Here is a 25,869-nt window from a genome sequence, read left to right as displayed (position 1 = left end):
ACCCATTTAAATACATTATTTTTACACTTTAATTTTTATTGAAATGAGTAAAATAAATTGGAAAACAGTCAAGGAATATGAAGATATAACTTATAAAAAGTGTAATGGTGTTGCTCGTGTTGCATTTAATAGACCAAATGTAAGAAATGCATTTAGACCAAAAACTACTAAGGAGTTGTATGAAGCATTTTATGATGCTCAAGAAGATACTTCAATTGGAGTTGTATTACTTTCTGCTGAAGGCCCTTCAACAAAAGATGGGGTTTATTCGTTTTGTAGTGGTGGAGATCAAAAGGCACGTGGACATCAAGGTTATGTGGGAGAAGATGGTTATCACAGGTTAAATATATTAGAAGTTCAACGGCTAATTCGTTTTATGCCAAAACCTGTAATAGCAGTTGTTCCAGGTTGGGCTGTTGGTGGTGGACATAGTTTGCATGTGGTTTGTGATTTAACTTTGGCAAGTAAAGAACATGCGATTTTTAAGCAAACCGATGCTGATGTAACTAGTTTTGACGGCGGTTATGGATCAGCATATTTAGCAAAAATGGTTGGGCAAAAAAAGGCACGTGAAATCTTTTTCTTAGGAAGAAATTATTCAGCACAAGAAGCTTTAGAAATGGGAATGGTAAATGCTGTAATTCCTCATAATGAATTAGAAGATACTGCGTATGAATGGGCTCAAGAAATATTAGCTAAATCGCCAACGTCTATTAGAATGTTAAAATTTGCAATGAATTTAACAGATGATGGTATGGTTGGACAGCAGGTTTTTGCAGGAGAAGCAACTCGTTTAGCTTATATGACAGATGAAGCTAAAGAAGGTAGAAACGCATTTTTAGAAAAACGGAAACCAAATTTTGAAAAAAAATGGATTCCTTAGATTTTTAGTTAAGAGAAATACTAGCATTAATTTTAAAATTAAATAACATGAAAATTATTTGTATTGGACGTAATTACGCCAAGCATATAGAAGAATTAGCTAATGAAAAACCTGAAAATCCAGTAATATTCCTTAAGCCAGATTCAGCTATTCTACTTAAAAATCAACCGTTTTTTATACCTCCGTTTTCAAATGATATTCATTATGAAGTAGAAATATTGGTAAAAATAAATAAAGTAGGGAAGTATATTGAAGAAAAATTTGCTCATAAATATTATGATGAAATAGGGTTGGGGATTGATTTTACAGCACGTGATATTCAAGCAGATTGTAAAGAAAAAGGATTGCCTTGGGAAAAAGCAAAAGCTTTTGATGGAAGTGCAGTTATAGGTAAATTTTTACCTAAAGAAAGTTTAGGAGATTTAAATAATTTAACTTTTACATTGCATAAAAATGAAAAATTAGTACAGGATGGAAATACAAATGCAATGTTGTGGAAGATAGATGAACTAATCTCATATGTTTCCCAATTTTTTACGCTTAAAAAAGGAGATGTATTATTTACAGGTACACCTGCAGGTGTTGGTAAAGTTAGTGAAAATGATGTGCTAACAGGTAAAATAAAAGATCAAAAATTATTTTCAATAAAAATTAAATAGCTTTTAAAATGTAAATAAAATTGTTCCCAAAGGTTTTATTTCTTCTTTTCTATGTTCTTTTAAGATGTTATATCCGTAATGGGTTTTTACTAAATTTTTAAAATTGTATTTTAACCGTGGGAACTCTCTCAATAACTTGTCGAAATCTTTTGTAGAAGATTTATTCATAAAAAAATACAAAATTTCAGTATACGCTTTACTTAAAGGAAGATTAAATTTATTACTGTTTAATGCTTTTATATAAAATTGTTCTTTTAGTTCACAGTTTTTTGTGATAGCTTCATCCAAGCCATATTTATTAATTAATATCCAAGAAAGTCTTAACTGCGTTTCGTGTGTAAATAAATTAGGATCTAAAGTGCAATCTTTTATTTTTTCAAGAAGTTCGTTATCACTTATCTGTGTACTTATAATCATAGCTGTAGAGGTTATTAAAATTAAAATGTAATCTTTATTAATGAGATGCAATTTTTACAAAAGGTTGCGTTGTAATTTGTATATTTAGCGCAAAATTATGTTATAAGAATGAATGCAGAAATAATTACTATTGGAGATGAGATATTAATAGGACAAATACTCGATTCTAATTCAAAATGGATAGCCTCAGAATTAAACAAAATTGGTATTTCTGTATATCAAATAACTTCTATTCAAGATGATAAAAAACATATTTTAAAAGCCTTAAAAGAAGCAGAGAGCAATGTTGATATTGTTATTGTTACAGGTGGTTTGGGACCAACAAAAGATGATATTACAAAACTAACATTGGTTGAATATTTTGATGATGAGCTAATTTTAAATCAAAAAATTTTATCGCATATTAAGGAGATGTTTTCAAAAATGAACTACCCATTTACTGAAGTCAATAAAAACCAGGCTTTAATACCTTCAAAATGCATCCCATTAACAAATGAGTTTGGTACGGCGCCAGGCATGTGGTTTAATTATAGAGGTAAAGTTGTTATATCTTTGCCAGGAGTTCCAAATGAAATGAAGGGGTTAATGCAAAGAAGTGTTTTACCAAAATTAAAAGAAACATTTCAATTGCCATTTATATTGCATACAACAATATTAACCTATGGTATGGGCGAAAGTATGGTGGCTGAACGTATTGAAACATGGGAAGATAATTTACCAAAATTTGTAAAATTAGCCTATTTACCTGCGTATGGCAGACTTCGATTGCGGTTAACAGCAAAAGGAGAGAATAGTGATTTACTAAAACAAACGGTTAACAATGAAGTTGAAAAATTAACAAAACTAATACCTGATATTATTGTTGGGTTTGAAGATGGTGAAACACTAGAGTTTATAATTGGGAAATTATTAACTAGTAAAAAACAAACATTATCTACAGCTGAAAGTTGTACAGGAGGTAATATTGCGAAAAAAATAACATCAATTGCAGGTTCATCAGCCTATTTTATGGGTTCAATTGTGGCATATCATGCATCTGTTAAAATAAATGAGTTAAATGTTGATAGAGAATTAATAACAAAATATTCGGTTGTAAGTTCACAAGTTGCAGAGGCGATGGTAAAGGGAATTCAACAAAAATTCAAAACAAGTTATGCCGTAGCAACTACCGGTAATGCTGGGCCTACAACCGATATTACCGATAAAACAGTTGGTACTGTTTTTATTGCAATTGCAACACCAACAATGCTTTTTTCAAAAGAATTCTTCTTTGGTAAACCTCGAGAAAAAGTTATAGAAAGAGCTTCAAATAAAGCTTTAGAATTACTGAGAAAAGAAATTTTGAAAAACTAGTAAAATAAGTTTGTGTATTTAGTTTTAAAAATTTAATTTTGCATCTCGTTTTGAGAATACATTAAAAAGGTACTAGAGATATGTCAAGAGTTTGTGAACTTACAGGAAAAAAAGCAATGGTTGGGAATAATGTTTCTCACGCATTGAATAGAACTAAAAGAAAATTTAACGTTAATTTAATTAAAAAACGTTTTTATATTCCTGAAGAAGATAAATGGGTTACTTTAAAAGTTTCTACATCAGCTTTAAAGAATATTAATAAAAAAGGAATCTCCGCTGTAGTTAAAGAAGCAAGAGAAAAAGGATTTTTAAAAAAATAATTATACTAGAAAATGGCAAAGTCTAAAGGAAATAGAATTCAAGTAATTTTAGAATGTACAGAGCATAAAGCTTCTGGTAAACCAGGAACTTCTAGATATATTACTACGAAGAATAAAAAGAACACTCCTGATAGAATGGAAATTAAAAAATTCAATCCTATCTTGAAGAAAATGACAGTTCATAAAGAAATTAAATAATTAGAGGTTTCTAAAAGAAACGTCAAATAACACAATAGGAACATGGCAAAGAAATCAGTAGCATCGTTACAAACAGGTTCAAAAAGATTATCAAAAGCAATAAAAATGGTAAAATCTCCAAAAACAGGAGCTTATACTTTTGTTGAAGCTATTATGGATCCAAAGAACGTAAAAGACTTTTTGAGCAAAAAATAAAAATTTGTTCATATATTTATATACTAGCTACTTTCATTATTGAGGGTAGCTTTTCTTTTATATATTTACCATATCAATTAAAAAAAATGAGTTTATTTAAAAGAATATTTTCGAAAGAAAAAAAAGAGACATTAGATAAAGGGTTAGAAAAAAGTAAAACATCTTTTTTCTCAAAATTATCTAAAGCAGTTGCCGGAAAAACAACTGTTGATGGTGATGTGCTCGATAATTTAGAAGAAATCTTGGTATCATCGGATGTTGGTGTTAGCACTACTCTTAAAATAATTGAAAGAATAGAAGCTAGAGTAGCGAAAGATAAATATTTAGGAACAGAAGAGTTGAATGTAATTCTTCGCGAAGAAATTGCGGGTTTATTAGCTCAAACAAATACAGGAAATGAAACCGAGTTTTCAATTCCTTCAGATAAAAAACCATATGTAATAATGGTAGTTGGAGTTAATGGAGTGGGTAAAACAACAACTATTGGTAAATTGGCTGCACAATTTAAGAAAAATGGTAAAAAAGTTATTCTTGGAGCAGCTGATACTTTTAGAGCTGCTGCCATTGACCAATTACAAATTTGGGCAGATAGAGTTGAGATTCCAATGGTTAGACAAGAGATGGGTAGTGATCCTGCTTCTGTGGCATTTGATACGTTAAAATCTGCTGTAGCACAAGATGCAGATGTTGTTATTATTGATACTGCGGGAAGGCTTCATAATAAAGTGAACTTAATGAACGAGTTGACTAAAATAAAACGTGTTATGCAAAAAGTTGTAGTTGATGCTCCGCATGAAGTTTTGTTAGTGCTGGATGGATCAACCGGTCAAAATGCTTTTGAACAAGCAAAACAATTTACCTTAGCAACTGAGGTTACTTCACTAGCAGTTACCAAATTAGATGGCACCGCAAAAGGTGGTGTGGTAATTGGCATTTCAGATCAATTCCAAATTCCAGTTAAATACATTGGTGTTGGTGAAGGTATAGATGATTTACAAGTGTTTAATAAAATTGAATTTGTAGACAGTTTTTTTAAATAGAAATTATTAAAATGAATATGAAACCTCTTGATATTAATAACATCAAGAGGTTTTTTTGTTTACCTTTAATTTTTAAGTTTAAAATTTTAAGGATGAAAAAAATAGTAGTTATTTTGGGAATTATGTTAATTGTAATTTCTTGTAAAAAGAAAGAATTACCCGTTGTTTTTACTACATATGATGAAACTTCAGAAATAGCTGAACAGCAAAATCATGAAATTAAGAGAATGCAATTAAAACTCATTCAATCTAACTATCTAGATATGAATGAAGTTTTTAAACCTTTTGAAAATGAATTAGCTTATTTTTCTGAAGAGGACTACAACAATTTAATGCCTTATATTATTGAACAAGATATTCCCTCCATTCAAGAATCAGTAGTAAAAGGAATTTTATCTTATGAAGAAATAGTGTTATTCTATTTGTATAGAATTAGAAAATTTGAAAGTAACAACCAATTGGCGTTGCATAGCATAATTTCATTAAACCCAAGCGTAATTCAAGAAGCACGTGAAAAAGATAAAAATAGACCTTATGATACCTCTTATTCATTATATGGTTTACCAATACTGTTAAAAGATAACATAAATACCAAAGGTATGCCAACTACTGCCGGAGCCTTTGCTTTGAAAGAGAATAAAAATACAGATGATGCTTTTATTGTTCAAAAATTAAAAGAAAGTGGAGCACTAATTCTAGGTAAAGCCAATTTAAGTGAATGGGCATACTATTTTTGTAGTGGTTGTCCGGTTGGTTATAGTGCAATTGGCGGACAAACCTTAAACCCTTATGGAAGAAAAATTTTTGAAACAGGTGGCTCAAGTGCAGGAAGTGGTGTAAGTGTTGCTGCTAACTATGCAGTAGCAGCTGTTGGTACTGAAACATCAGGTTCTATTTTATCACCTTCAAGTAAAAATTCTGTAGTAGGTTTAAAGCCAACCGTTGGTTTGTTAAGTAGAACTGGAATTATTCCAATTTCTAGTACACTTGATACTCCTGGGCCAATGACAAAAAATGTAATTGACAATGCTATTTTTTTGGCAGCTATGACAGGTGAAGATTCTAGAGATCTAGCAACAAAGGGTAACAATATGAATATTGATTATTTAAAAAATTTATCAAAATCAACGCTTAAAGGTAAAAGATTTGGCATAGTTAAACAACTATTATCAGATTCAATCTATTCAATTGCAGTACATAAAATAAGAGAAGCGGGTGCTGAAATTATAGAATTTGATCCTCCAAAAATAGGCTTAGAAGGTTTTAGAACTTTGTTGAATGTAGATATGAAAAACGATTTACCTCACTATCTTAAAAACGATGCAGATAAAAGTATTTCAGTTACTTCTGTTCAAGATGTTATTGATTTAAATCTGCAAGATTCATTAAAAAGAGCACCTTACGGACAACAATTATTTGATGGAATTGTAAGCGACACAACTTCAATTACCTCATTTAAAACAATAAAGCAGAATTTACATGAAAATGGTGTAACATTTTTTAAAAAACCAATGGATTCACTTAATTTAGATGCTGTTTTATCAATAAATAATTATCATGCAGGTTTTGCTGCGGTTGCAAAATATCCTTGTTTAACTGTGCCAATGGGGTATCAAAATTCTGGTGAACCAATTAGTTTAACCTTTATAGCAAAGCCATTTCAAGAACAAAAATTATTACAAATGGGTTATGCTTTTGAGCAAATATCTAAGATTCGTAAACAACCAAAAGACTATTAATAAAGTAGTTATAGTAAACTATTGGTTTACAACTAAAAAGTAGTATTTTTGCGCTCCTTAAATAGATAAGATGCGTACCAAATCAAAAAAAGAAAATAAAATAAATGTTGTTACTTTAGGATGTTCTAAAAATGTGTACGATAGTGAAGTACTTATGGGACAGCTAAAGGCAAACAATAAAAATGTGGTTCATGAAGATGAAAATGATGAAGGTAATATTGTTGTTATAAATACCTGTGGTTTTATTGGTGATGCGAAGGAAGAATCCATAAATACTATTTTACATTATGTAAACAAAAAGGAATTAGGAGAAGTAGATAGAGTGTATGTTTCAGGTTGTTTAAGCGAACGATATAAACCAGATTTACAAAAAGAAATACCAAATGTTGATGAGTATTTTGGAACTCACGATTTACCAAATTTATTAAAGGTTTTAGAGGCAGATTACAAGCATGAATTAATAGGTGAACGTTTAACAACAACACCTACACACTATGCGTATTTAAAAATTGCTGAAGGTTGTGATCGTCCTTGTTCATTTTGTGCAATTCCTTTAATGCGTGGTAAGCACGTTTCAACTCCAATTGAAAATTTAGTGATTGAAGCCACTAAATTGGCTAAAAAAGGAATTAAAGAACTGATTTTAATTGCTCAAGATTTAACGTATTACGGATTAGATATCTACAAAAAAAGAGCCTTAGCCGATTTATTAAAAGAACTAGCTAAAATTGATGGAATTGAATGGATACGTTTACATTATGCGTTTCCAACAGGGTTTCCGTTAGATGTTTTGGAGGTGATTCATAATGAACCTAAAGTTTGTAATTATTTAGATATTCCTTTACAACATATAAATGATGATATTTTAAAATCAATGAGAAGAGGAACTTCTCATGAGAAAACTACTAATTTAATTGCTGAATTTAGAAAATCTGTGCCAAATATGGCAATTAGAACAACACTTATTGTTGGTTATCCAGGAGAAACAGAAGAAAATTTTCAAGAATTAAAAGATTGGATACAAGAAATGCGCTTTGAACGTTTAGGTGCTTTTGCCTATTCTCATGAAGAAAATACTACGGCAGCTGATTTAGAAGATAATGTTCCTGAAGAGGTTAAACAGCAACGTGTTAATGAAATAATGGACATCCAAAGTCAGATTTCTTTTGAATTAAATCAAGAAAAAGTTGATAAAATATTTAAAGTTTTAATTGATAGAAAAGATGGGAATCAGTTTGTTGGTAGGACAGAATTTGATTCTCCTGATGTGGATAACGAAGTATTGATTGATGCAACAAAACATTACGTTCAAGTTGGAAAATTTGCAGCTATAAAAATTACTTCTGCTACTGAATTTGATTTATATGGAGAACCTGCATAAGAAGCAGATAACATAAAAAAAGAGGCTGTCTAAAAAGTAATTATACTTGTCATTTTGAACAAAGTGAAAAATCTCAACATCTTGATATATAAGTGTTTAATTTCAAGGAGATTCTTCATTTACATTCAGAATGACACTTTTTAGACAACCTCTTTTTATATTTAAAAATGATATTTTTAATTTAAGAATATGGCATTCGCAAAAAATAGCTTACCATTTTCCCAAAATGATCTAAATAAAGGATTATCTACCATGTAAATTATTTTTCCTTTGCCCTTATGTTCAACGCCAAAAAGTAAAGAGTTAGGAATTTTTATCAAAGCTTTTTCACCAGCATAACCCGAAACACTTTTTGAATTTTTAGGAAAATAACCAACATTTTCACCTTCTTTTAATAATTTAAATGCATTTGAACTTAATTTTAAACTGTAATAATTAGTAGTGTACCCATACGCTAAAGGATGTGTATTGTCAATATTACTTTTAAAAACACTTCCAGTAATTCTTTTTTTAATATCTGTACGTTGACGTTCACCATAAGGAGTTAAATTATCACTAGGATTAATACTATCCTTATCTTCAGAATTATTTTTCTTCAATAAAAATTCATCATTGTCAGCAAAATTATTTAAAGAACTACCTATCGCAATAACTGTACCTCCCGAAGAAGCAAATGTTTTAATTTTTTTCATGGCTTCTTTAGTTGAACGATAACCATTTGGCAAAATTAAAACTTGGTATTTCGCTAAATCAATTTGTTTAAAATAGCTGGTGTTGATTCTATTTAAAGGATAGTTTAATTGTGTTTCAAAGAAATGCCATATTTCACCAAAACTTAAAGATGATGTCCCATTTCCTGCAAGTACTGCAACCTTTTTAGGTTTTATTAGTGAAAAATAAGAAGATCCAAAATCATAACCAGAAGTTACAAATCCTGTTGAGGTTGAAGTTAAAGGTGTTTTGAGTTGGTTTGCAATTTTTGTAATGTTTTCATCAAAATTTGCAATATGCTTATTTTCACCTTTCATAATAACAATAGTTCCTTTTTTATAATTTTTTCCATGAATTGAAAAATCGCTATTGCTTAAGCGTACATTAAACTTTTTTTCTAATAAATCACCAAGAAATTCAGCATCAGAAATTTCATTCCATTTGTGAATATAGGCATAAGTATTTTTGTTTATTTGAATAGGCGTAACACTGTTTAAATTTGAAGATTTTGTATTTTTTATAAGTGAAGCTTCTGAAGAAAAACCATGTAAACCATAGGCAAAAGGAATACTCCAAGCTGTAATATCGTAGGTAATAGGTGTAGAAAGTTTTGCTTCTAGCTCAAATAAAACTTGTACCATTTTTCCTTTTGGTTGATTTGTAGAAACAATTAAATCATTTTTAGTCAGTTTAATAGTTTTAGTGTTTTTTGAGTAATAATCGTAGGCTTTAATAGATTTTTCTACTGAAAAACAACTTACTATTTCATGTTTGTTCAAGAGCTTAATTACATTATTAATTTTTTCTTTATCACCTCTTAAAATATAACTTTTGGTTTTTAAGTTAGAATTATTGAAGAACTTTTGAAACTCAGCAATCATTTTTGAAGAATTGGAAGCAGCAACTTCAACAGTTGAAAGCCCTGTTGTGGTATGATGTGATATTCTATCTTTTAAAGTAAGTATTTCTTTGTTTTCAATGGTAATTCCTAATCCAGATCTTCCATTTCCAGCTTGTTCGTAAGTCATTCCTATTGCTCCCATATACGTAGGGTAGGTATCTCCATAACTTGGGTAAAATAAATCAAACCTTTCTTTTGTAAAATATCTCCAACCATTTTCATCAAAATATTTCGCATGATTTTCACCAATTTTTATTTGAAAATCACGTTGCCAATCCGTTATAATTTCGTGAAAGGGCTCAGAAGCTGGAGCAAAATAATAGGGATTATTTATTCCTTGTTCATGGAAATCTACATGAATTTGTGGCATCCATTTGTTGTAAATTTTTAAACGTTGTTGAGTTTCAATTTGTGTTGCCCAGGCCCAATCTCTGTTTAAATCAAATAAGTAGTGATTAGGTCTTCCTCCTGGCCAAGGCTCATGATGTTCTGAGGCATCAGGATTTGTATTGTATGGTGTGCTTTTGGTTTGGTTATACCAACTAACATATCTTTCTCTTCCATCAGGATTTATACAAGGGTCAATTATTACGATGGTATTTTTTAGCCAATCTTGTTTTTTTGTAATTAAAGTGTATAATGTAAGCATAGCAGCTTCTGTACTTGAGGCTTCATTGCCATGAACATTATAACTAAGCCAAACAATACCTATGTTTGAATTAGAATTACCTTCTAAAATACCAGCTCTTTTTAAATTATCTTTTCTAATTTCTTCTAAATTTTGGATATTCTCTTCTGAAGAAATATAAGATACATACAAAGGTCTATTTTCATTTGTTTCACCGTATTTTTTTAGTTTAACATTTTTTGAAGTGTTACTAACATACTTAAAATAAGCTACAACCTTTGAATGTCTTGTGAAATGAGAACCAAGTTCATAGCCTAAAAATTCAGAAGGTGATTTTATATTTTGTGAATAAACAGAAGTGACTCCCAAAATACATACGGTAATAATTGTAAAAATACTTTTCTTCATATTAAAATAAATTAGGTTTCAAATGTAAAGAAATAATATTTATAAATTATAGTTAAATATATGTTAGATGTTTTGTGCAATTTAAACAGAAAGCATAAATTGTTTACTTTTAGCAAAAGTTAATTTTATAAATGGAGAACAGTTTAGAGTCGAATTATAATTTTGAAAATCATTGGAATAATGCTTATCAAAAAACACCTGTAGATAAATTAGGATGGTACGAGAAAGAATCAACACCGTCATTAGAGTTAATAACATTGTGTAATTTACCAAAAAACGCACAAATTTTTAATGCAGGAGCGGGAGCTAGTATATTGATTGCACAGTTATTAAAAGAAGGGTATTCGAATCTTGTGGTTAATGATATTTCATCTTCAGCATTGGTTGAATTAAAAAATAATTTAGTAAATCATAAAACTTCTCATGTTCAATATATTGTTGATGATTTAACAAATCCCTCAGAGTTATTAAAATTAAAAAATATTGATTTATGGCATGATAGGGCAGTGCTACATTTTTTTACAACTCAACAACAACAAAATTCATATTTTAATTTATTAAAAAAAATAATAAAACCAAATGGGTACGTAATTTTGGCTGAATTTAATTTAGAAGGTGCCAAAAAATGTAGTGGTTTAGATGTTTTTAACTACAATGAAAAAATGCTTCATGAACGATTAGGAGAAGACTTTGAGTTATTAAAATCTTTTAATTACACTTATACACAACCATCAGGAGGTTTACGTGAATATGTGTACACATTGTTTCAAAGAAAAAATAAAGATTAATGAAAGTACATTATATTCCTTTTCGAAAAACGGATTATTTTTCAAATTTGATTTGTGATTATATAGAAAAAAAGTCAAGCTTAAAAAGCTTTTACCAAGAATATCCAGATTTAAAAGGGTTTAGCAGTCAAATTAAATTAAAACAAGACTCTTTTGAAAATGAAAAAAGAAAGGTTTTAGTAAACTCACTTTTAAAACAAAATAAAGGTATTGAGATAAGTGATTTAACAGCTCAAAATATAAATATTTTAAAAAATTCAAATACATTTACCATAACAACAGGGCATCAATTAAATATTTTTACAGGTCCTTTATATTTCTTGTATAAAATTATAACTACAATTAATTTAACAAAAGTTTTAAAAAAAGAATTCCCATCATACAATTTTGTACCTGTATATTGGATGGCTACAGAGGATCACGATTTTGAGGAAATTAATTATTTTAATTTTAAAGGAAAGAAAATTTCTTGGAATATAGAAAGTAATGGCGCTGTTGGGAGGTTGGAAACAACAGGATTTGATACTGTTTATGAAGAGTTTTCTAAGTTGTTAGGAGATTCTGAAAACGCTACTTATTTAAAAGAATTATTTAAGAATACTTACTTAAAACATCGTAATTTATCAAAGGCAACTAGGTTTTTAGTAAATGAACTTTTTGGCATGTATGGTTTGGTAATTATTGATGGTGATGATATTGAGTTGAAAAAACAATTTATTCCAACAATTAAAGATGAATTGTTACATAAAACGTCATTTAAAGAAGTTACAGCTACCAATACCAAGTTAGAAGAAAACTATAATATACAGGTTAATCCAAGAGAAATTAACTTATTTTACCTCAATAAAAACTTACGAGAGCGCATTGTTTTTAAAAACAATAATTACTTAATAAATAATACGAATATTGTTTTCTCTAAAAGTGAAATTTTAAATGAAGTCTCAAAATATCCAGATAGATTTAGCCCAAATGTAATTATGCGACCATTGTACCAAGAAACTATTTTGCCAAACCTTTGTTATATAGGTGGTGGTGGAGAATTGGCTTATTGGTTTCAGCTAAAAAAATATTTTGATACTGTAAATGTTGTTTTTCCAATTTTATTGTTAAGAAACTCTGTTCTGTTAATAACTGATAAACAATTAACTAAGATAGGTAAGTTGCATATAACTTTACCAGAATTATTTTTAAAACAAGAAGAACTTATTTCCAAAAAAATAAAAGAAATTTCAGACATTAATATAGATTTTACTCATCAGAAAGAATTTTTACAACAACAATTTAATGAGCTAAAAGAATTAGCAAAACAAACCGATATTTCTTTTTTAGGAGCTGTAAACGCACAAGAAAAAAAGCAGCTAAATGGACTTAGTTATTTAGAAAAACGACTTTTAAGAGCTCAAAAGCGTAAACTTTCAGATATTGTTGAAAGAATTAAAATATTACAAGATAATTTATTTCCAAATCAAAGTTTAGAAGAGAGAACACGTAATTTTTCAGAGATGTACTTAAAATTAGGCGATCAATTTATACCAATGCTAATTGATATAATGCAACCTTTACAACTTGAATTTAGTATTATTGAATATTGAGTTTATTTAGTAAATTATGAAGCGCTCGGAATGTTTTAAACAGGCATCTTCAAAAATTAAAAGATGAAAATATTATTAAAATAGATAGAAATCATATTAAAATAAAAAATACGGAGGCTTTACTGAATAAATTTAAAGAAGGTAACAATTGATTATAAGATTATATTATTAATTTTGCAGGCTATAAATTAATTTTAACAAGAACAGGGCAGTGATCAGACCCCATAAGTGCTGAAAGTATTTGTACAGAGTTAATTTTATCGATAATATTTTCAGTAACTAAAACATAATCAATACGCCATCCAGTATTTCTAGCTCTAGCATTAAAGCGATAACTCCAGTAGGTATAGGAAATTTCATTAGGATGTAGATATCTAAAAGAGTCAATAAATCCATTATTAATTAGGGTTTCAAATCCGTCAATTTCAACTTGGGTATAACCAGCAGTTTTATTATAGTTAGACTTGTCGTTTTTTAAATCAATTGAGCGGTGAGCAACATTAAAGTCACCACAAACAATAACGGGTTTTACTTTTTTTAAGTTTTTCAAGTAAGTTAAAAAATCAGCATCCCATTTTTTTCTATATGTTAATCGTTTTAATTGCTGTCCAGAATTTGGAACGTAAACATTAACTACATAATAATTTGTATACTCAATACATTGTATTCTTCCTTCAGTATCATGTTCATCAATCCCCATATTATTTACTATTTTGAGAGGTTTTTTTTGCAAAGTATTGCAGTTCCTGAATACCCTTTTTTTTCAGCTGCATTATAATAAATGTGATAAGTACTTGCCAAAGGAGTAAGAGCTTTTTCAACTTCACTATTTTGAGCTTTGGTTTCTTGTAAGCAAAGTATATCTGGGTTTAATTTTTTTATGGTATCAAAAAAATCTTTTTTAACAATAGCTCTAATACCGTTTACATTCCAAGTAATTATATTCATAAGGTAAATATATAATTGAACTAAATTAAATAAAAGAAAGAATATTAATCATTTTTTTTAATAAAACTATTTCTATAAAAAACAGAATCGAATCTAAATAACATCTTTCACTTTAAAAAAAGTGTTAAAAAAAATTGGGAGGTACTAATTGCTATTGATGATTTCTTCACCAAGTTTAAAGAAAAGTATTTTGATATTGAAGATATGGACAGTGCCTGGGAATGGCTTAGAGAAGATTAAATGAAATAATTTTATTTTTAAAATTATATTGAATTTCAATTACTTTTTGAGTCCTAATTTTATCAGCTTCATCATCATTCAGTTCAAAATCAATCTCTGTAAAATAGAAGGGTGTATTTTTTATTTGATTTGATTCAACATCAGTATTATCTGAATTTAGTGTTAATGTATCATTTTCAAAAATAAATGTAAGTGTACACCCAACTCTTTTGATTTTTGTTGAAAATAACCCAATAATAACTGTTTTGATAAAAGGAAAGCCTCCTAATTCTTCAAAATCTAAGTACATATCATCCGTTTTATTTTCAGCATATTTTGTAGCACCATCAAATTTAATTTTTTGAATTTCAGTAGGTACTACCTTTTTCTTAGATTTTAAGATATTTGAAAATGAAAAAGCCATTGTGTTTTTAAATATTTAATTATGATAAGTTTGATTATGAGCTAAATCTGCTCCGCAAGAAGTGCATTTACTTGCAGAACCTGATCCGCCAGAGCAGCCGTTAGGACAGGTGTAGTGATAAACACCTAAAGCATTTTGAGCAGGTGCAGGTGTGTTACTTTTAGGATTTGCTCCTAAACCAACTTTAGGAACATTTAATGGCCCATTTTTTAAAAACTCATCATTATGAAAAGCAGGATTATGTGTATATGGGGTATTACAAGTTGCACAAATACCAGCAGTTGATCCACCACTATTTGCACACTTATTCATACAAATATAATGTTTTACTGTAGCAGTTATTTTATTTTTTGAAGGTTGAGTTTTAGGTTTATCTTCTTTGCAAGAAAATGTAATTGCAATTATTAAAACTAAAATTAGGTGTAATTTTCTCATATAGATAATGCTACTTAATAAGTTTCAAATATAGTATAAAATTATAAGTTTAGGAACTAAAGAATTAGGACTTTGATAATTAAAAAAGATGTTGTTTAAAAATACAATTGATTTCACACTGTACTTCGATTGGGCTCAGTAAGTGGTTATTGAGTGTAGTGGAAATAGAGGTTCTTATAATAAGCACTAATTTGACTGGTGAGATTCTGAATTAAGTTCAGAATAACAAATTTTGTAAAACCATTAAAATAAAAAAGCCCAAACAATTAAGTTTGGACTTTTAAATATTTATGTATCTTATTTTATAAGTGAATTACTTCATCATAAGCATCTGCAACAGCTTCCATAACTGCTTCACTCATAGTAGGGTGAGGATGAATTGTCTTTAACACTTCGTGCCCAGTAGTTTCTAATTTTCTACCTAAAACAGCTTCTGCAATCATATCTGTTACACCAGCACCAATCATATGGCATCCAAGCCATTCTCCGTATTTTGCATCAAAAATTACTTTTACAAACCCATCTGGAGTTCCTGCAGCTTTTGCTTTTCCTGAAGCTGAAAAAGGGAATTTTCCTACTTTAAGTTCGTAACCTTGCTCTTTTGCTTGTGCTTCAGTTAAACCAACACTTGCAATTTCAGGAGTTGCATAGGTACATCCTGGAATATTTCCATAATCAATAGTTTCTGTAGGTAAACCGGCAATTTTTTCAACACACGTAATACCTTCAGCAGAAGCAACATGTGCTAAAGCTGGACCCGGAACCACATCACCAATAGCATAATAACCTGGAATGTTTGTTTGGTAGAAATCATTCACCAAAATTTTATCTCTATCAGTTATAATACCAACATCTTCTAATCCAATATTTTCTAAGTTTGATTTAATTCCAACAGCAGAAAGTACGATATCGGCTTCCAAAATTACCTCACCTTTTTTAGTTTTAACAACAGCTTTTACACCATTTCCTGAAATATCTATAGATTCAACAGAAGCATTGGTCATTACTTTAATTTTTGATTTTTTAAAGGAACGCTCAAATTGTTTTGAAACATCAATATCTTCTAGTGGTACCAAATTTGGCAAAAATTCAACAATAGTAACCTCAGTACCCATAGCATTGTAAAAATGTGCAAATTCAACGCCAATAGCGCCTGAACCAACAACAATCATCTTTTTAGGTTGTTTAGGTAAAGTTAAAGCTTCTCTATAGCCTATAACTTTTTTACCATCTTGTGGTAAATTTGGCAACTCACGAGAACGCGCTCCTGTTGCAATTATTATATGGTCTGCACTATATTCAGTAACATTTCCATCAGTATTGGTTACATCAACTTTTTTGCCAGTTTTAATTTTTCCAAAACCGTTGATAACATCAATTTTATTCTTTTTCATTAAAAATTGAACGCCTTTACTCATTCCGTCGGCCACATTTCTACTTCTTTTTATAACGGCATTAAAATCTTTATCAATAGCTTCAGCTTTTAATCCATAAGCATCTACATGCTTTAAATAATCATATACTTGAGCACTTTTTAATAGCGCTTTAGTAGGAATACATCCCCAATTTAAACAAATTCCACCTAAATTTTCTTTTTCAACTACAGCAACTTTAAATCCAAGTTGTGAAGCTCTAATTGCAGTAACATATCCTCCAGGACCACTACCAATAATTATAATGTCGTATTTCATGATTTTTTTGGTTTTAATAAGCTTATTCAAGTAACAAATTTAATAATTATTTATTTTTAACGTCCTTCTTTTTAATTTTTAAACGAAAACGTTTACATTCTTTCAGGAACATTGATTCCTAGTAATTTGAAAGCAGATTTTATAACTGTTGCAACTTTGGACGAAAGTTGTGTTCTAAGTATTTTCTCATTTTTATTTTCGCAACCTAAAATAGGAACACTTTGGTAAAAAGAGTTGTATTCCTTCACTAAATCATAAGTGTAATTAGCAATTAAAGCCGGACTATGGTTTTTAGCAGCTAGTTGAATTATTTCGGGAAATAATAATAATTGTTTAATTAATGAACGTTCTTTTGGGTGTAAAGAAACTTCTACTTCATTTAACGTAGCATTGTAATTAAAAGTAGCTTTTCTTAAAATAGATTGAATTCGGGCATAGGTATATTGAATAAAAGGCCCTGTATTACCTGCAAAATCAACAGATTCTTCAGGGTTAAATAAAATACGTTTTTTAGGGTCAACTTTTAAAATATAATACTTTAAAGCACCTAAACCAATGGTTTTGTAAAGTTTAGATTTTTCTTCTTCTGAATAACCTTCTAATTTTCCTAACTCTTGAGAAATATTTTTAGCAGTATTGGTCATTTCTAGCATTAAATCATCGGCATCAACTACGGTACCTTCACGAGATTTCATTTTACCACTTGGTAAATCAACCATACCATAAGATAAGTGATAGCAGTTTTTTGCCCAGTCAAAACCTAATTTATTAAGTATTAAAAAAAGCACTTTAAAATGGTAATCTTGTTCGTTACCAACGGTATAAACCAATTCATCTAAATCGTAATCTTTAAAACGTTCTATAGCAGTACCAATATCTTGCGTCATATAAACTGCAGTTCCGTCAGCTCTTAGTACAATTTTTTCATCTAAGCCTTCTTCTGTTAAATCTATCCAAACTGAACCATCTTCTTTTTTATAAAAAACACCTTTTTCTAATCCATCAGCAACTACATTTTTTCCTAATAAGTAGGTGTTACTTTCGTAATAATTTTTATCGAAGTTTACACCCAATTCTTTATACGTAATTGCAAAGCCATCATATACCCATTGATTCATTTTTTTCCAAAGTGAAACAACTTCGGTATCACCTGCTTCCCATTTGCGAAGCATTTGTTGAGCTTCAATTAAAATTGGAGCTTGTTTTTTAGCTTCTGCTTCTGTTTTACCTTCAGAAATTAACTGATTGATTTCTTCTTTATATGCTTTGTCAAAAGCAACATAATAGTTTCCAACTAATTTGTCTCCTTTTAGTCCAGTACTTTCAGGAGTTTCACCATTTCCAAAACGTTGCCAAGCCAGCATACTTTTGCAAATATGAATTCCTCGATCGTTTATAATTTGTGTTTTATATACTTTTTTTCCTGATGCTTTTATTATTTCAGCAACCGAATAGCCTAATAAATTATTTCGAATATGCCCTAAATGTAATGGTTTGTTAGTATTTGGTGAAGAATACTCAACCATAACGGATTTTTCAGTTGCTTTTGGTAAAACAAAACCAAAATTGGAAGTTTTATAAATTGTATTAAAATTTGAAAGAAAGTATGCATCTGTAATTACGAGGTTTAAAAAACCTTTTACCACATTAAAACCTGATATTTCTTTTACATTTTCTTTTAAGTATTCGCCTAATTTAGTGCCTATTTCAACAGGATTTCCTTTAATAAAACGTAAAAATGCAAAAATAACAATGGTTATATCTCCTTCAAAATCTTTTTTAGTAGCTTGAAATTCAACGGACTCTATAGCTACCCCATAAATTTCTTCAAATCCTTTTTTAACAGCTGTTTCTAAAATGTGTTGCATATTTTTTGTGCTCAAATATTTTGAAGTGCAAAAGTAGTAAATTCAATATTGTTTTTACTGTTTTATAAATTCAAATTCTGTAAAATCAAAATCAGGATTAGGAACATCAATATGCAGTATGGCTACTTTTCCATTTTTATCAATATCAAACCACAGTTTTCCTTCTGGTAGGGATGATAAATTTTTATTAAAATTAAAGGTAAAAATATTACCATTCCAATGGTTTAAATTACCATAAAAAATAGATGTTTTATCCATGGTAAAATACAATTGCTTATTTTTTAAGCTAATGGTTACCGTTCCGTACATTTTATCTTTGTAAGTCCCTGTATAATTTTCAAAAGCTAAATGTTTTGAATTTAATTTCCCTCTCAATGCACTATCTTTAAGTTGCTTATTTTTGGTAATGCTATCTCTCCTAGTTTTATAAGATAAGTATAATGCAGACCAATCTTTTTTGTTGGTTTTACCCGTTAAAAGAACGTCTAATATTTTATTGGTTAAAGCACTTGTAGCCCAGTTTAATGAATTTGTTAAAATTACAACTCCTATTTTTTTCTCAGGAATAAAAAACGATTTAGAAATCATACCATCGTAACCACCACCGTGTGATACAATTTTATAGCCTTCATAATCTTGCAATCCCCAACCTAGCCCGTAGGATTTAAAATGAATTTTTTCATCATTACGATTTACATTAAAATTAGTATGCGGAGTAGTTAAACGATTTAAACTCTTTTTTGAAAAGTATTTTTTAGAAGCTATTGTTCCTTTATTAATATTGAGTTGTATCCATTTTGAAAAATCATTTACCGAAGAAATAATTGCTCCTGCAGGAGCAATATTATCCCAATTCACCCATTTTAATTCAATGTTTTTCCCGTTTTTATAATAATAGGGAGTTGCAATATTATTGGTGTGTTTTAGTTGAGAAGTTGACGTTAAAGTTCTACTCATTCCTAAGGGATTAATAAAATTTTCAGTTACATAATTTTGCCACGATTTACCTGAAAGTTTAGCTAAAATTTCTCCAGCTGTTAAAAAAGCAATGTTAGAATAGCCATATGCAGTTCTAAATTCGGAGATTGGTTTTAAATATTGTTGAGCTGTAATAATTTCTTGTGGTGTTTTTGAAGTTCCATACCATAATAAATCACCACTAAATGTTGCTAAACCACTGTGGTGAGATAATAAGTCTTCAATTGTAAAATGATTGGTAACATAAGCATTGTACATTTTAAAATAAGGAATATAATCTATAACCTTATCTGTCCATTTTAATTTCCCATCTTCAACCAACTTAGCCAATGAAGAAGCTGTAAAAGCTTTTGTGTTAGATGCAACAGCAAACAAAGTGTTACCATCAACTTTTAGTTTTTTTTCAATGTTGGCATAGCCATATCCTTTACTAAATACTATAGAATCTGCATTTACAATAGCTATTGCCATTCCAGGAATATGCCATTCTTTTAATGTTTTTTGAAAATAAGAATCTAAATGTTTAAGTTGTTCAGTTGTTTGTGAAAAAACAGGAGTTACTAAAAAAAGTAACAGAAGTGATAATTTTAATAACTTCATAAAAAAGTTTTTTAAGTAGCTAATTTAATAATAATTATAATAGTATTTACATTTGGAACTTACTTATATTTGCGCTATGGATAATTTTTTAAAAGAACTACCTGAATTAGCAAAAGAAAAACACATAGAAAACAAAAAGTATTTTGCTAAATTAAAAAAACGAACACCAAAGCGTTTAGATTTGATAATGCAAGATTTACATGATAAAGAGTTTAATAAAACAGACTGTTTAGCATGTGGAAACTGTTGTAAAACTTCGAGTCCAATTTTTACAGAAAAGGATATTCAGCGTATATCAAAGCATTTTAAAATGAAGGTTGTGAATTTTATTTCACAGTATTTAGAGAGAGATGGTGATGATTTTTATGTGTTAAAAACGGCACCTTGTACTTTTTTAGATTTGAGTGATAATACTTGTTCTATTTATGATGTTAGGCCAAAGGCTTGTAGAGAATATCCACATACAAATCGTAAAAAGTTTATTCAAATTACAGATTTAACGTTAAAAAACATTGAAATTTGTCCAGCAACATACAATATTATTGAAGCATTAAAACTGAAGTTGCCGTTGTAGTTTAACTCTTCTAAATAAACACCTTAGAAGTTGTTAAAAAACACCTTAGAAAATTAAAAATACACCGGTGTAAATTTTTATGTTATTAAAGTATTTTATAATAGTAATTTTTGCCTGTTAAAACAGTATATAAAAAGTAAGTCCTACGGAAAGTACGCAGGACTCAAGATTTTAACATCTACGGCATATAGCCTTATTGTGATAAGATTAAAGATTAGAATAATTTTTTCACAACTCAAATATAGCAAATAATTTGATAGCATTTATTTTTTGCCCTTAATTTTTATTCATTCTAAATATTTAATAAAAAGGTTTCTTATTCTAAAAATGTTTAAATTTAGAGTTCTGTTTAAAAAATTGCTAACACAAAAATAATATGACCAAAATTTTAGGATTAGATTTAGGTACCAACTCTATTGGATGGGCTGTGGTTGATGAAAAAAAGGAAAAAATACTTGGAATGGGAAGTAGAATTTTCCCAGAAGGTGTTGTAAATATTGGTGAAGGTGAAGGTAGGGAAACTTCAAAAAACGCTAGTAGAACTGATGCTAGAGGAACGAGACGACAGTTTTTTAGAAGACGTCTACGCAAACGCTACTTGTTACGAGAACTTGCTAAAAAAGGGCTTTGCCCAATTAACTACACTTTAGTTAAAGAGTGGAATGAAGCGCAAATTTTTAAAAATAAACAATTACAGGAATGGTTTAAATTAAATCCCTATGAGTTGCGTTCAAAAGCAATCCAAGAAAAAATTTCTTTAGAAGAATTAGGTAGAATATTCTATCATTTTATTCAACGTAGAGGCTTTCAAAGTAACAGTAGGAGTGCAGGAGTAGATAATATTGAAAAAAGTGTGATTTTTAAAGGAGATACCAAAACAGGTAAAATTGGTATTTCAGAAACACTAGAGAGCATTAAAAACACTAAAACTCTTGGCTCTTATTTACATACTATATACCCAAAACAAAATAAACCTTATTCTGGACATAAAGAACGCATTAGAAATAGATATACAACAAGACAAATGTATATTTACGAGTTTGAAACTATTTGGGAATATCAAAAACAATTTTATTCAGAACTTTCAAATGAATTAAAAACTGTTTTGGGAGGGCGTAAAAAAGATGGTTATAAGGAAGATGGTATTTTATTTCATCAAAGGCCATTACGTTCACAAAAGCATTTAGTAGGCTATTGTTCTTTTGAACCTAAAAAAACAAAATGTCAAATTAACACCATTCCATTTGAGTTATTTAGAATTTATCAATGGGTAAATACAGTAGATTGTAATGAAAAAGTTACTAGTGAAGATAGAGGGAAAATGGTTGAATTATTACTATCTAAAGAAAAAGTTAGTTTTAAAGAAATTAGAAAAGTTATTAATAAATCGGATGGTTATTATCAGTTTAATTATAAAAATGACGATAAAATAGTTGGCTCTTATACCATTAGTAATTTATCTAACAAGAAATTCTTCGGTAAAAAATGGTTTGATTTTTCAGATAAAGAACAGGAAGATATTTGGCATGTGTTATCATTTTTTGACGATAGAGATAAGTTAAAACAATACGCAATAAAGTATTGGGGATTTAATGAAGAGAAAGCTGTTAAAATTTCAAAATTTAATTTAAAAGAAGGCTATTCTAATTTGAGTAGAAAAGCAATTCATAATATTTTACCTTTTCTAAAGCTAGGTTTTATGTATGATGTTGCTGTAGGACTTGGAGGTGTTAAAAATGCACTAGCTGATAAATGGATAGAGAATGAACAATTTATTTTAGATAATGTTCCAAGTGTTGTACGGTCTAATTTTAAAGGGGGTTATATTGAGCCGCTAAAACAAATGCTTAAATATGAGTTTGATGTTTCAGATAAACAATTATTAAAATTATATCACCATAGTAGCGCTATTGAGACTACTGAATTATTAAAAAAATTGCCTATAAATTCGGAAGCAGATAAAGAAATACAAAGTATTAAAAACCCTGTTGTAATTACCGCTCTATTTGAAATTAGAAAATTAGTAAATGAAATTATTGATACGTACGGAAAATTTGATGAAATAAAGGTAGAACTAGCACGAGATTTGAAGGCTTCAAAGTCTAAACGTTATGATACAAGAAGAGAGCAACTAAGATTAGAAAAAGAAAATGATAGAATTAAAATAGAATTAGAAAATCTAGGGCAGCGAATAAACCATATCACCATTTTAAAATACAAACTATGGGAAGAATGTGATAAAAGATGTCCGTTTACTGGTAAAAATATTGAAGTGAATGAGCTTTTTAGTGGAGAAGTTCAAATAGAACATATTTTCCCTTGGAGCAGATCTTTAAATGATAGCTTTATGAACAAAACACTTTGTTTTGCTGACGAAAATAGAGCTAAAGGAAATAAAACTCCTTATGAGTTTTATAGTGAACAAGGAGAACAAAAATGGGAAGAAATAAAAATACAAGCCTTAAGTTGTTTTAAAAATAAACCTAATTATCCAAATGCTTATCAAAAGTTTAAACAGTTTGTAAAGAAAAAACATGACGAAGATTTTATAAGTCGTCAATTAAACGATACTCGTTATATAAGTAAAGAAGCAAAAAATTATTTATCTAAAATCTGTAATAATGTGCAAGTAGCACCAGGACAAATGACCGCAACATTGCGGCATAAGTGGGGTTTAAACACTATTTTAAATAAAGATGATGATACTAAAACAAGAGATGACCATCGGCATCATGCTATAGACGCTTTGGTTATGGCGTGTTCTACAAGAAGTCATTTACAAGAATTAAGTAAAAGAAATAGGTATCAAAAAGATTATGAATTTAAAGATTTTCCAATGCCTTGGCAATTTTTTAGGCAAGATGCAGAAAAATCTGTAGAACAGATATTAGTATCTCATAAAAAATTGAACACTATTTTAACAGTAAGAACACACAAAACAAAGAAAAATGGTGTTGTCTATAAAAATATAGGAGTAGCTGCAAGAGGGCAGCTACATAAAGAAACTGTGTTTGGAAAAAGAACTGCACCAGATGGTATAGAAGCATATCATGTGCGTAAACCAATTGAAAGTTTGTCTACGCATAAACATATTAATAAGGTAGTAGATGAAACTATTCGATTACTTATTTTAAAACAAGTTAATAAATTAGGTGGTTTTGTAAAAGGAAAAATACCAGAGGGTACATTTTATAATACAGATGAAAATGGAAATAAACAGCCTCAAATTTTTCTACCAAATAAAAATGGAAATCCTGTGCCAATTAAAAAGATAAGGCTAAGAGAAAATATTGGAGGAGCTGAACAGTTAAAAAGTACAGTGAACCAACATGTAAATCCTCGCAGTAATCATCATGTGTTAATTTATAAAGATTTTGATGATAACTTGAAAGAGAAAGTAGTAACATTTTGGACAGCAGTTGAGCGTAAAAAACAGAAGCAAGCTGTTTTTCAATTACCCGAAAATGGAAAAGAAATAGTTACTACTTTACAAATAAATGATATGTTTTTGTTGGGTTTAAAAGACGATGAAATTAATTGGGAACATCCCAAGTTTACTTTGTTGAAAGAGCATTTATATAGAGTTCAGAAATTTACTTCTGGAGATTATTATTTTAGGAAGCATATTGAGAGTAATTTAAATGGTGAATTAGGAAAAGCATATCAGTACATTAAAGGTTTTGGAGAGGGTAAAACAGGCTGGAAAACATTTAACCCAATAAAAATTAAAGTTTCAGTTTCTGGTAAAATAGAAAAAGTATAATTTTCAATAAAACGTGTCATTCCGACAAAGGAGGAATCGCATACTATTATAATTAAATACAAATGATAGAATTTACAGAAGGCATTTATTCTTTTTATGTGTACATTATTACAAACACATACCGTACTACCTTTTATATAGGTGTAACCAATAATTTGAATAGACGCTTACAAGAGCATATTAAAAATACAGAAAGTACTAAAAAAACGTTTGCTGCCAAATACAATTTAAAATATTTGGTATATTATCAGAAATTTGGTTGGGTGCAGCAAGCCATTGCACGTGAAAAGGAATTGAAAGGATGGCGTAGAGAAAAAAAGTTAAATTTGATTAGAGCGTTTAATCCAACGTTTAAGTCATTAAATTATCTTTTTGAATAAGAATTGAAATTGTAAAATTAGAAGTAATAAGTTCTTTGAAATATTGGGTTGTTATTCAAATGTTTTGTCTGTGATACCGAGTAGGCGAGGTATCACATAATGCTAAGTTTTAATGGGATTCCTCCTTTGTTGGAATGACAATATAAAAGGTTGGTTATTTCAATAGTTTATTTTGTTAGCCAAGTAGTTGAGGTATTGTAATCTATTTAAATTAATTTTTAAGGTTTAATATGTGAGTAAAAGTAAATAGCTTTTGGGTTTGTTTTGTCATACCGAGTAGGCAAGGTATCACATAATGCTAAGTTTTAATGCGATTTCTCCTTTGTTGGAATGACAATATAAAAGGTTGGTTATTTCAATAGTTTATTTTGTTAGCCAAGTAGTTGAGGTATTGTATTCAATTTATATTAATTTTTATGGTTTATTTGAAAGTAAAAGTAAAGAACTTTTGGGTTTGTTTTGTCATACCGAGTAGGCGAGGTATTACATAATGCTAAGTTTTAATGGGATTCCTCCTTTGTCGGAATGACAATATAAAAGGTTGGTTATTTCAATAGTTTATTTTGTTAGCCAAGTAGTTGAGGTATTGTATTCAATTTATATTAATTTTATGTTCGATATGTGGAGTAAAAAAAGGAGTTTATAGCTTCTTCTGTCATACCGAGTAGGCGAGGTATCACATAATGCTAAGTTTTAATGGGATTCCTCCTTTGTCGGAATGACAAGTTTTAAGTTCATTGATATAAATTAAATGTTTTAATGAGATTTCTCCTTTG

Annotated in this window: 23 protein-coding genes; 14 read left to right on the top strand and 9 right to left on the bottom strand. The window is 29.3% G+C overall.

Going from position 1 to position 25,869, the window contains the following annotated elements:
- Window positions 1–43: 43 nt before the first annotated feature.
- Window positions 44–883: a 1,4-dihydroxy-2-naphthoyl-CoA synthase gene (locus Lupro_RS03855; RefSeq protein ID WP_068206439.1), complete on the top strand. Its 840-nt coding sequence runs from the start codon at window positions 44–46 to the stop codon at window positions 881–883.
- A 47-nt stretch (window positions 884–930) separates the two neighbouring features.
- The gene (locus Lupro_RS03850) at window positions 931–1,542 is read left to right on the top strand and encodes a fumarylacetoacetate hydrolase family protein (RefSeq protein ID WP_068206437.1); all 612 of its coding nucleotides are present in this window, start codon (window positions 931–933) and stop codon (window positions 1,540–1,542) included.
- A gap of 3 nt (window positions 1,543–1,545) precedes the next feature.
- Here the strand turns inward: Lupro_RS03850 and Lupro_RS03845 are convergent, their stop codons facing one another.
- Window positions 1,546–1,959, bottom strand: a complete 414-nt coding sequence (locus Lupro_RS03845; RefSeq protein WP_144439106.1) for a hypothetical protein — start codon at window positions 1,957–1,959, stop codon at window positions 1,546–1,548.
- 108 nt (window positions 1,960–2,067) lie between these two features.
- On the opposite strand from Lupro_RS03845, the gene Lupro_RS03840 reads away from it, so the two are divergent.
- The 7 genes from Lupro_RS03840 (at window position 2,068) to rimO (ending at window position 8,185) form a co-directional block, all read left to right on the top strand.
- Window positions 2,068–3,312 (top strand): competence/damage-inducible protein A, encoded by a 1,245-nt coding sequence (locus Lupro_RS03840; protein WP_068206433.1) that lies wholly within the window; start codon window positions 2,068–2,070, stop codon window positions 3,310–3,312.
- An 80-nt stretch (window positions 3,313–3,392) separates the two neighbouring features.
- Window positions 3,393–3,632 carry a 50S ribosomal protein L28 gene (rpmB, locus tag Lupro_RS03835; RefSeq protein ID WP_068206431.1) on the top strand — a complete coding sequence of 80 codons (240 nt, stop codon included), beginning with the start codon at window positions 3,393–3,395 and terminating at the stop codon, window positions 3,630–3,632.
- Window positions 3,633–3,644: 12 nt separating this feature from the next.
- Window positions 3,645–3,830 (top strand): 50S ribosomal protein L33, encoded by a 186-nt coding sequence (gene rpmG / locus Lupro_RS03830; RefSeq protein WP_068206429.1) that lies wholly within the window; start codon window positions 3,645–3,647, stop codon window positions 3,828–3,830.
- A gap of 42 nt (window positions 3,831–3,872) precedes the next feature.
- Window positions 3,873–4,025 carry a DUF4295 domain-containing protein gene (locus Lupro_RS13110; RefSeq protein ID WP_082703849.1) on the top strand — a complete coding sequence of 51 codons (153 nt, stop codon included), beginning with the start codon at window positions 3,873–3,875 and terminating at the stop codon, window positions 4,023–4,025.
- 86 nt (window positions 4,026–4,111) lie between these two features.
- Window positions 4,112–5,065 carry a signal recognition particle-docking protein FtsY gene (gene ftsY, locus Lupro_RS03825; protein ID WP_068206427.1) on the top strand — a complete coding sequence of 318 codons (954 nt, stop codon included), beginning with the start codon at window positions 4,112–4,114 and terminating at the stop codon, window positions 5,063–5,065.
- 92 nt (window positions 5,066–5,157) lie between these two features.
- The gene (locus Lupro_RS03820) at window positions 5,158–6,804 is read left to right on the top strand and encodes an amidase family protein (RefSeq protein ID WP_068211416.1); all 1,647 of its coding nucleotides are present in this window, start codon (window positions 5,158–5,160) and stop codon (window positions 6,802–6,804) included.
- A 70-nt stretch (window positions 6,805–6,874) separates the two neighbouring features.
- The gene (gene rimO, locus Lupro_RS03815) at window positions 6,875–8,185 is read left to right on the top strand and encodes a 30S ribosomal protein S12 methylthiotransferase RimO (protein WP_068206425.1); all 1,311 of its coding nucleotides are present in this window, start codon (window positions 6,875–6,877) and stop codon (window positions 8,183–8,185) included.
- Window positions 8,186–8,361: 176 nt separating this feature from the next.
- Here rimO and Lupro_RS03810 read toward each other — a convergent pair whose 3' ends face one another.
- Window positions 8,362–10,833, bottom strand: a complete 2,472-nt coding sequence (locus tag Lupro_RS03810) for a M14 family metallopeptidase (RefSeq protein ID WP_068206423.1) — start codon at window positions 10,831–10,833, stop codon at window positions 8,362–8,364.
- A 131-nt stretch (window positions 10,834–10,964) separates the two neighbouring features.
- On the opposite strand from Lupro_RS03810, the gene Lupro_RS03805 reads away from it, so the two are divergent.
- The gene (locus Lupro_RS03805) at window positions 10,965–11,621 is read left to right on the top strand and encodes a methyltransferase domain-containing protein (protein ID WP_068206422.1); all 657 of its coding nucleotides are present in this window, start codon (window positions 10,965–10,967) and stop codon (window positions 11,619–11,621) included.
- Window positions 11,621–13,213, top strand: coding sequence for a bacillithiol biosynthesis cysteine-adding enzyme BshC (bshC, locus tag Lupro_RS03800; RefSeq protein WP_068206420.1), 1,593 nt, complete (start codon window positions 11,621–11,623; stop codon window positions 13,211–13,213). The genes Lupro_RS03805 and bshC overlap by 1 nt, the downstream gene beginning before the upstream one ends.
- Before the next feature lie 181 nt (window positions 13,214–13,394).
- On the opposite strand, the gene Lupro_RS03795 is transcribed toward bshC, so the two are convergent.
- From Lupro_RS03795 to Lupro_RS03770, 7 genes are all read right to left on the bottom strand, one after another.
- Window positions 13,395–13,913, bottom strand: coding sequence for an exodeoxyribonuclease III (locus Lupro_RS03795; protein ID WP_335339131.1), 519 nt, complete (start codon window positions 13,911–13,913; stop codon window positions 13,395–13,397).
- An 8-nt stretch (window positions 13,914–13,921) separates the two neighbouring features.
- On the bottom strand, window positions 13,922–14,161 hold the full coding sequence (locus Lupro_RS13905) for an endonuclease/exonuclease/phosphatase family protein (RefSeq protein WP_335339130.1): 240 nt from the start codon (window positions 14,159–14,161) through the stop codon (window positions 13,922–13,924).
- Between the two features lie 226 nt (window positions 14,162–14,387).
- Window positions 14,388–14,804 (bottom strand): hypothetical protein, encoded by a 417-nt coding sequence (locus Lupro_RS03790; protein WP_068206418.1) that lies wholly within the window; start codon window positions 14,802–14,804, stop codon window positions 14,388–14,390.
- Window positions 14,805–14,819: 15 nt separating this feature from the next.
- Window positions 14,820–15,239: a hypothetical protein gene (locus Lupro_RS03785; RefSeq protein WP_068206417.1), complete on the bottom strand. Its 420-nt coding sequence runs from the start codon at window positions 15,237–15,239 to the stop codon at window positions 14,820–14,822.
- Between the two features lie 302 nt (window positions 15,240–15,541).
- On the bottom strand, window positions 15,542–16,930 hold the full coding sequence (gene lpdA, locus Lupro_RS03780; RefSeq protein WP_068206415.1) for a dihydrolipoyl dehydrogenase: 1,389 nt from the start codon (window positions 16,928–16,930) through the stop codon (window positions 15,542–15,544).
- 92 nt (window positions 16,931–17,022) lie between these two features.
- Window positions 17,023–18,798: an arginine--tRNA ligase gene (argS, locus tag Lupro_RS03775; protein ID WP_068206413.1), complete on the bottom strand. Its 1,776-nt coding sequence runs from the start codon at window positions 18,796–18,798 to the stop codon at window positions 17,023–17,025.
- 54 nt (window positions 18,799–18,852) lie between these two features.
- Window positions 18,853–20,376, bottom strand: coding sequence for a serine hydrolase (locus Lupro_RS03770; RefSeq protein ID WP_068206411.1), 1,524 nt, complete (start codon window positions 20,374–20,376; stop codon window positions 18,853–18,855).
- Between the two features lie 76 nt (window positions 20,377–20,452).
- Between Lupro_RS03770 and Lupro_RS03765 the strand changes: the two genes are divergently transcribed.
- The 3 genes from Lupro_RS03765 to Lupro_RS03755 all read left to right on the top strand — a co-directional run bounded on the left by Lupro_RS03765 (window position 20,453) and on the right by Lupro_RS03755 (window position 25,093).
- Window positions 20,453–20,950 carry a YkgJ family cysteine cluster protein gene (locus tag Lupro_RS03765; protein ID WP_068206410.1) on the top strand — a complete coding sequence of 166 codons (498 nt, stop codon included), beginning with the start codon at window positions 20,453–20,455 and terminating at the stop codon, window positions 20,948–20,950.
- A 376-nt stretch (window positions 20,951–21,326) separates the two neighbouring features.
- Window positions 21,327–24,713, top strand: coding sequence for a type II CRISPR RNA-guided endonuclease Cas9 (cas9, locus tag Lupro_RS03760; RefSeq protein ID WP_068206408.1), 3,387 nt, complete (start codon window positions 21,327–21,329; stop codon window positions 24,711–24,713).
- A 62-nt stretch (window positions 24,714–24,775) separates the two neighbouring features.
- Window positions 24,776–25,093, top strand: a complete 318-nt coding sequence (locus Lupro_RS03755; RefSeq protein ID WP_068206407.1) for a GIY-YIG nuclease family protein — start codon at window positions 24,776–24,778, stop codon at window positions 25,091–25,093.
- Window positions 25,094–25,869 lie beyond the last annotated feature (776 nt).

It is taken from the genome of Lutibacter profundi (assembly GCF_001543325.1).
GTDB lineage: Bacteria > Bacteroidota > Bacteroidia > Flavobacteriales > Flavobacteriaceae > Lutibacter > Lutibacter profundi.
This window is presented reverse-complemented; position numbering and strand designations above follow the sequence as displayed.

Excerpts from the sequence above, each read along its gene's own strand:
- Lupro_RS03845 (WP_144439106.1), bottom strand. The coding sequence starts at position 1,959 with ATGATTATAAGTACACAGATAAGTGATAACGAACTTCTTGAAAAAATA.
- cas9 (WP_068206408.1), top strand. The coding sequence starts at position 21,327 with ATGACCAAAATTTTAGGATTAGATTTAGGTACCAACTCTATTGGATGG.
- Lupro_RS13905 (WP_335339130.1), bottom strand. The coding sequence starts at position 14,161 with ATGAATATAATTACTTGGAATGTAAACGGTATTAGAGCTATTGTTAAA.
- ftsY (WP_068206427.1), top strand. The coding sequence starts at position 4,112 with ATGAGTTTATTTAAAAGAATATTTTCGAAAGAAAAAAAAGAGACATTA.
- Lupro_RS03855 (WP_068206439.1), top strand. The coding sequence starts at position 44 with ATGAGTAAAATAAATTGGAAAACAGTCAAGGAATATGAAGATATAACT.
- Lupro_RS03805 (WP_068206422.1), top strand. The coding sequence starts at position 10,965 with ATGGAGAACAGTTTAGAGTCGAATTATAATTTTGAAAATCATTGGAAT.
- rpmB (WP_068206431.1), top strand. The coding sequence starts at position 3,393 with ATGTCAAGAGTTTGTGAACTTACAGGAAAAAAAGCAATGGTTGGGAAT.
- Lupro_RS03840 (WP_068206433.1), top strand. The coding sequence starts at position 2,068 with ATGAATGCAGAAATAATTACTATTGGAGATGAGATATTAATAGGACAA.
- Lupro_RS03850 (WP_068206437.1), top strand. The coding sequence starts at position 931 with ATGAAAATTATTTGTATTGGACGTAATTACGCCAAGCATATAGAAGAA.
- rpmG (WP_068206429.1), top strand. The coding sequence starts at position 3,645 with ATGGCAAAGTCTAAAGGAAATAGAATTCAAGTAATTTTAGAATGTACA.
- Lupro_RS03765 (WP_068206410.1), top strand. The coding sequence starts at position 20,453 with ATGGATAATTTTTTAAAAGAACTACCTGAATTAGCAAAAGAAAAACAC.
- Lupro_RS03785 (WP_068206417.1), bottom strand. The coding sequence starts at position 15,239 with ATGAGAAAATTACACCTAATTTTAGTTTTAATAATTGCAATTACATTT.
- bshC (WP_068206420.1), top strand. The coding sequence starts at position 11,621 with ATGAAAGTACATTATATTCCTTTTCGAAAAACGGATTATTTTTCAAAT.
- Lupro_RS13110 (WP_082703849.1), top strand. The coding sequence starts at position 3,873 with ATGGCAAAGAAATCAGTAGCATCGTTACAAACAGGTTCAAAAAGATTA.
- Lupro_RS03790 (WP_068206418.1), bottom strand. The coding sequence starts at position 14,804 with ATGGCTTTTTCATTTTCAAATATCTTAAAATCTAAGAAAAAGGTAGTA.
- Lupro_RS03770 (WP_068206411.1), bottom strand. The coding sequence starts at position 20,376 with ATGAAGTTATTAAAATTATCACTTCTGTTACTTTTTTTAGTAACTCCT.
- Lupro_RS03810 (WP_068206423.1), bottom strand. The coding sequence starts at position 10,833 with ATGAAGAAAAGTATTTTTACAATTATTACCGTATGTATTTTGGGAGTC.
- Lupro_RS03795 (WP_335339131.1), bottom strand. The coding sequence starts at position 13,913 with ATGGGGATTGATGAACATGATACTGAAGGAAGAATACAATGTATTGAG.
- lpdA (WP_068206415.1), bottom strand. The coding sequence starts at position 16,930 with ATGAAATACGACATTATAATTATTGGTAGTGGTCCTGGAGGATATGTT.
- argS (WP_068206413.1), bottom strand. The coding sequence starts at position 18,798 with ATGCAACACATTTTAGAAACAGCTGTTAAAAAAGGATTTGAAGAAATT.
- rimO (WP_068206425.1), top strand. The coding sequence starts at position 6,875 with ATGCGTACCAAATCAAAAAAAGAAAATAAAATAAATGTTGTTACTTTA.
- Lupro_RS03820 (WP_068211416.1), top strand. The coding sequence starts at position 5,158 with ATGAAAAAAATAGTAGTTATTTTGGGAATTATGTTAATTGTAATTTCT.
- Lupro_RS03755 (WP_068206407.1), top strand. The coding sequence starts at position 24,776 with ATGATAGAATTTACAGAAGGCATTTATTCTTTTTATGTGTACATTATT.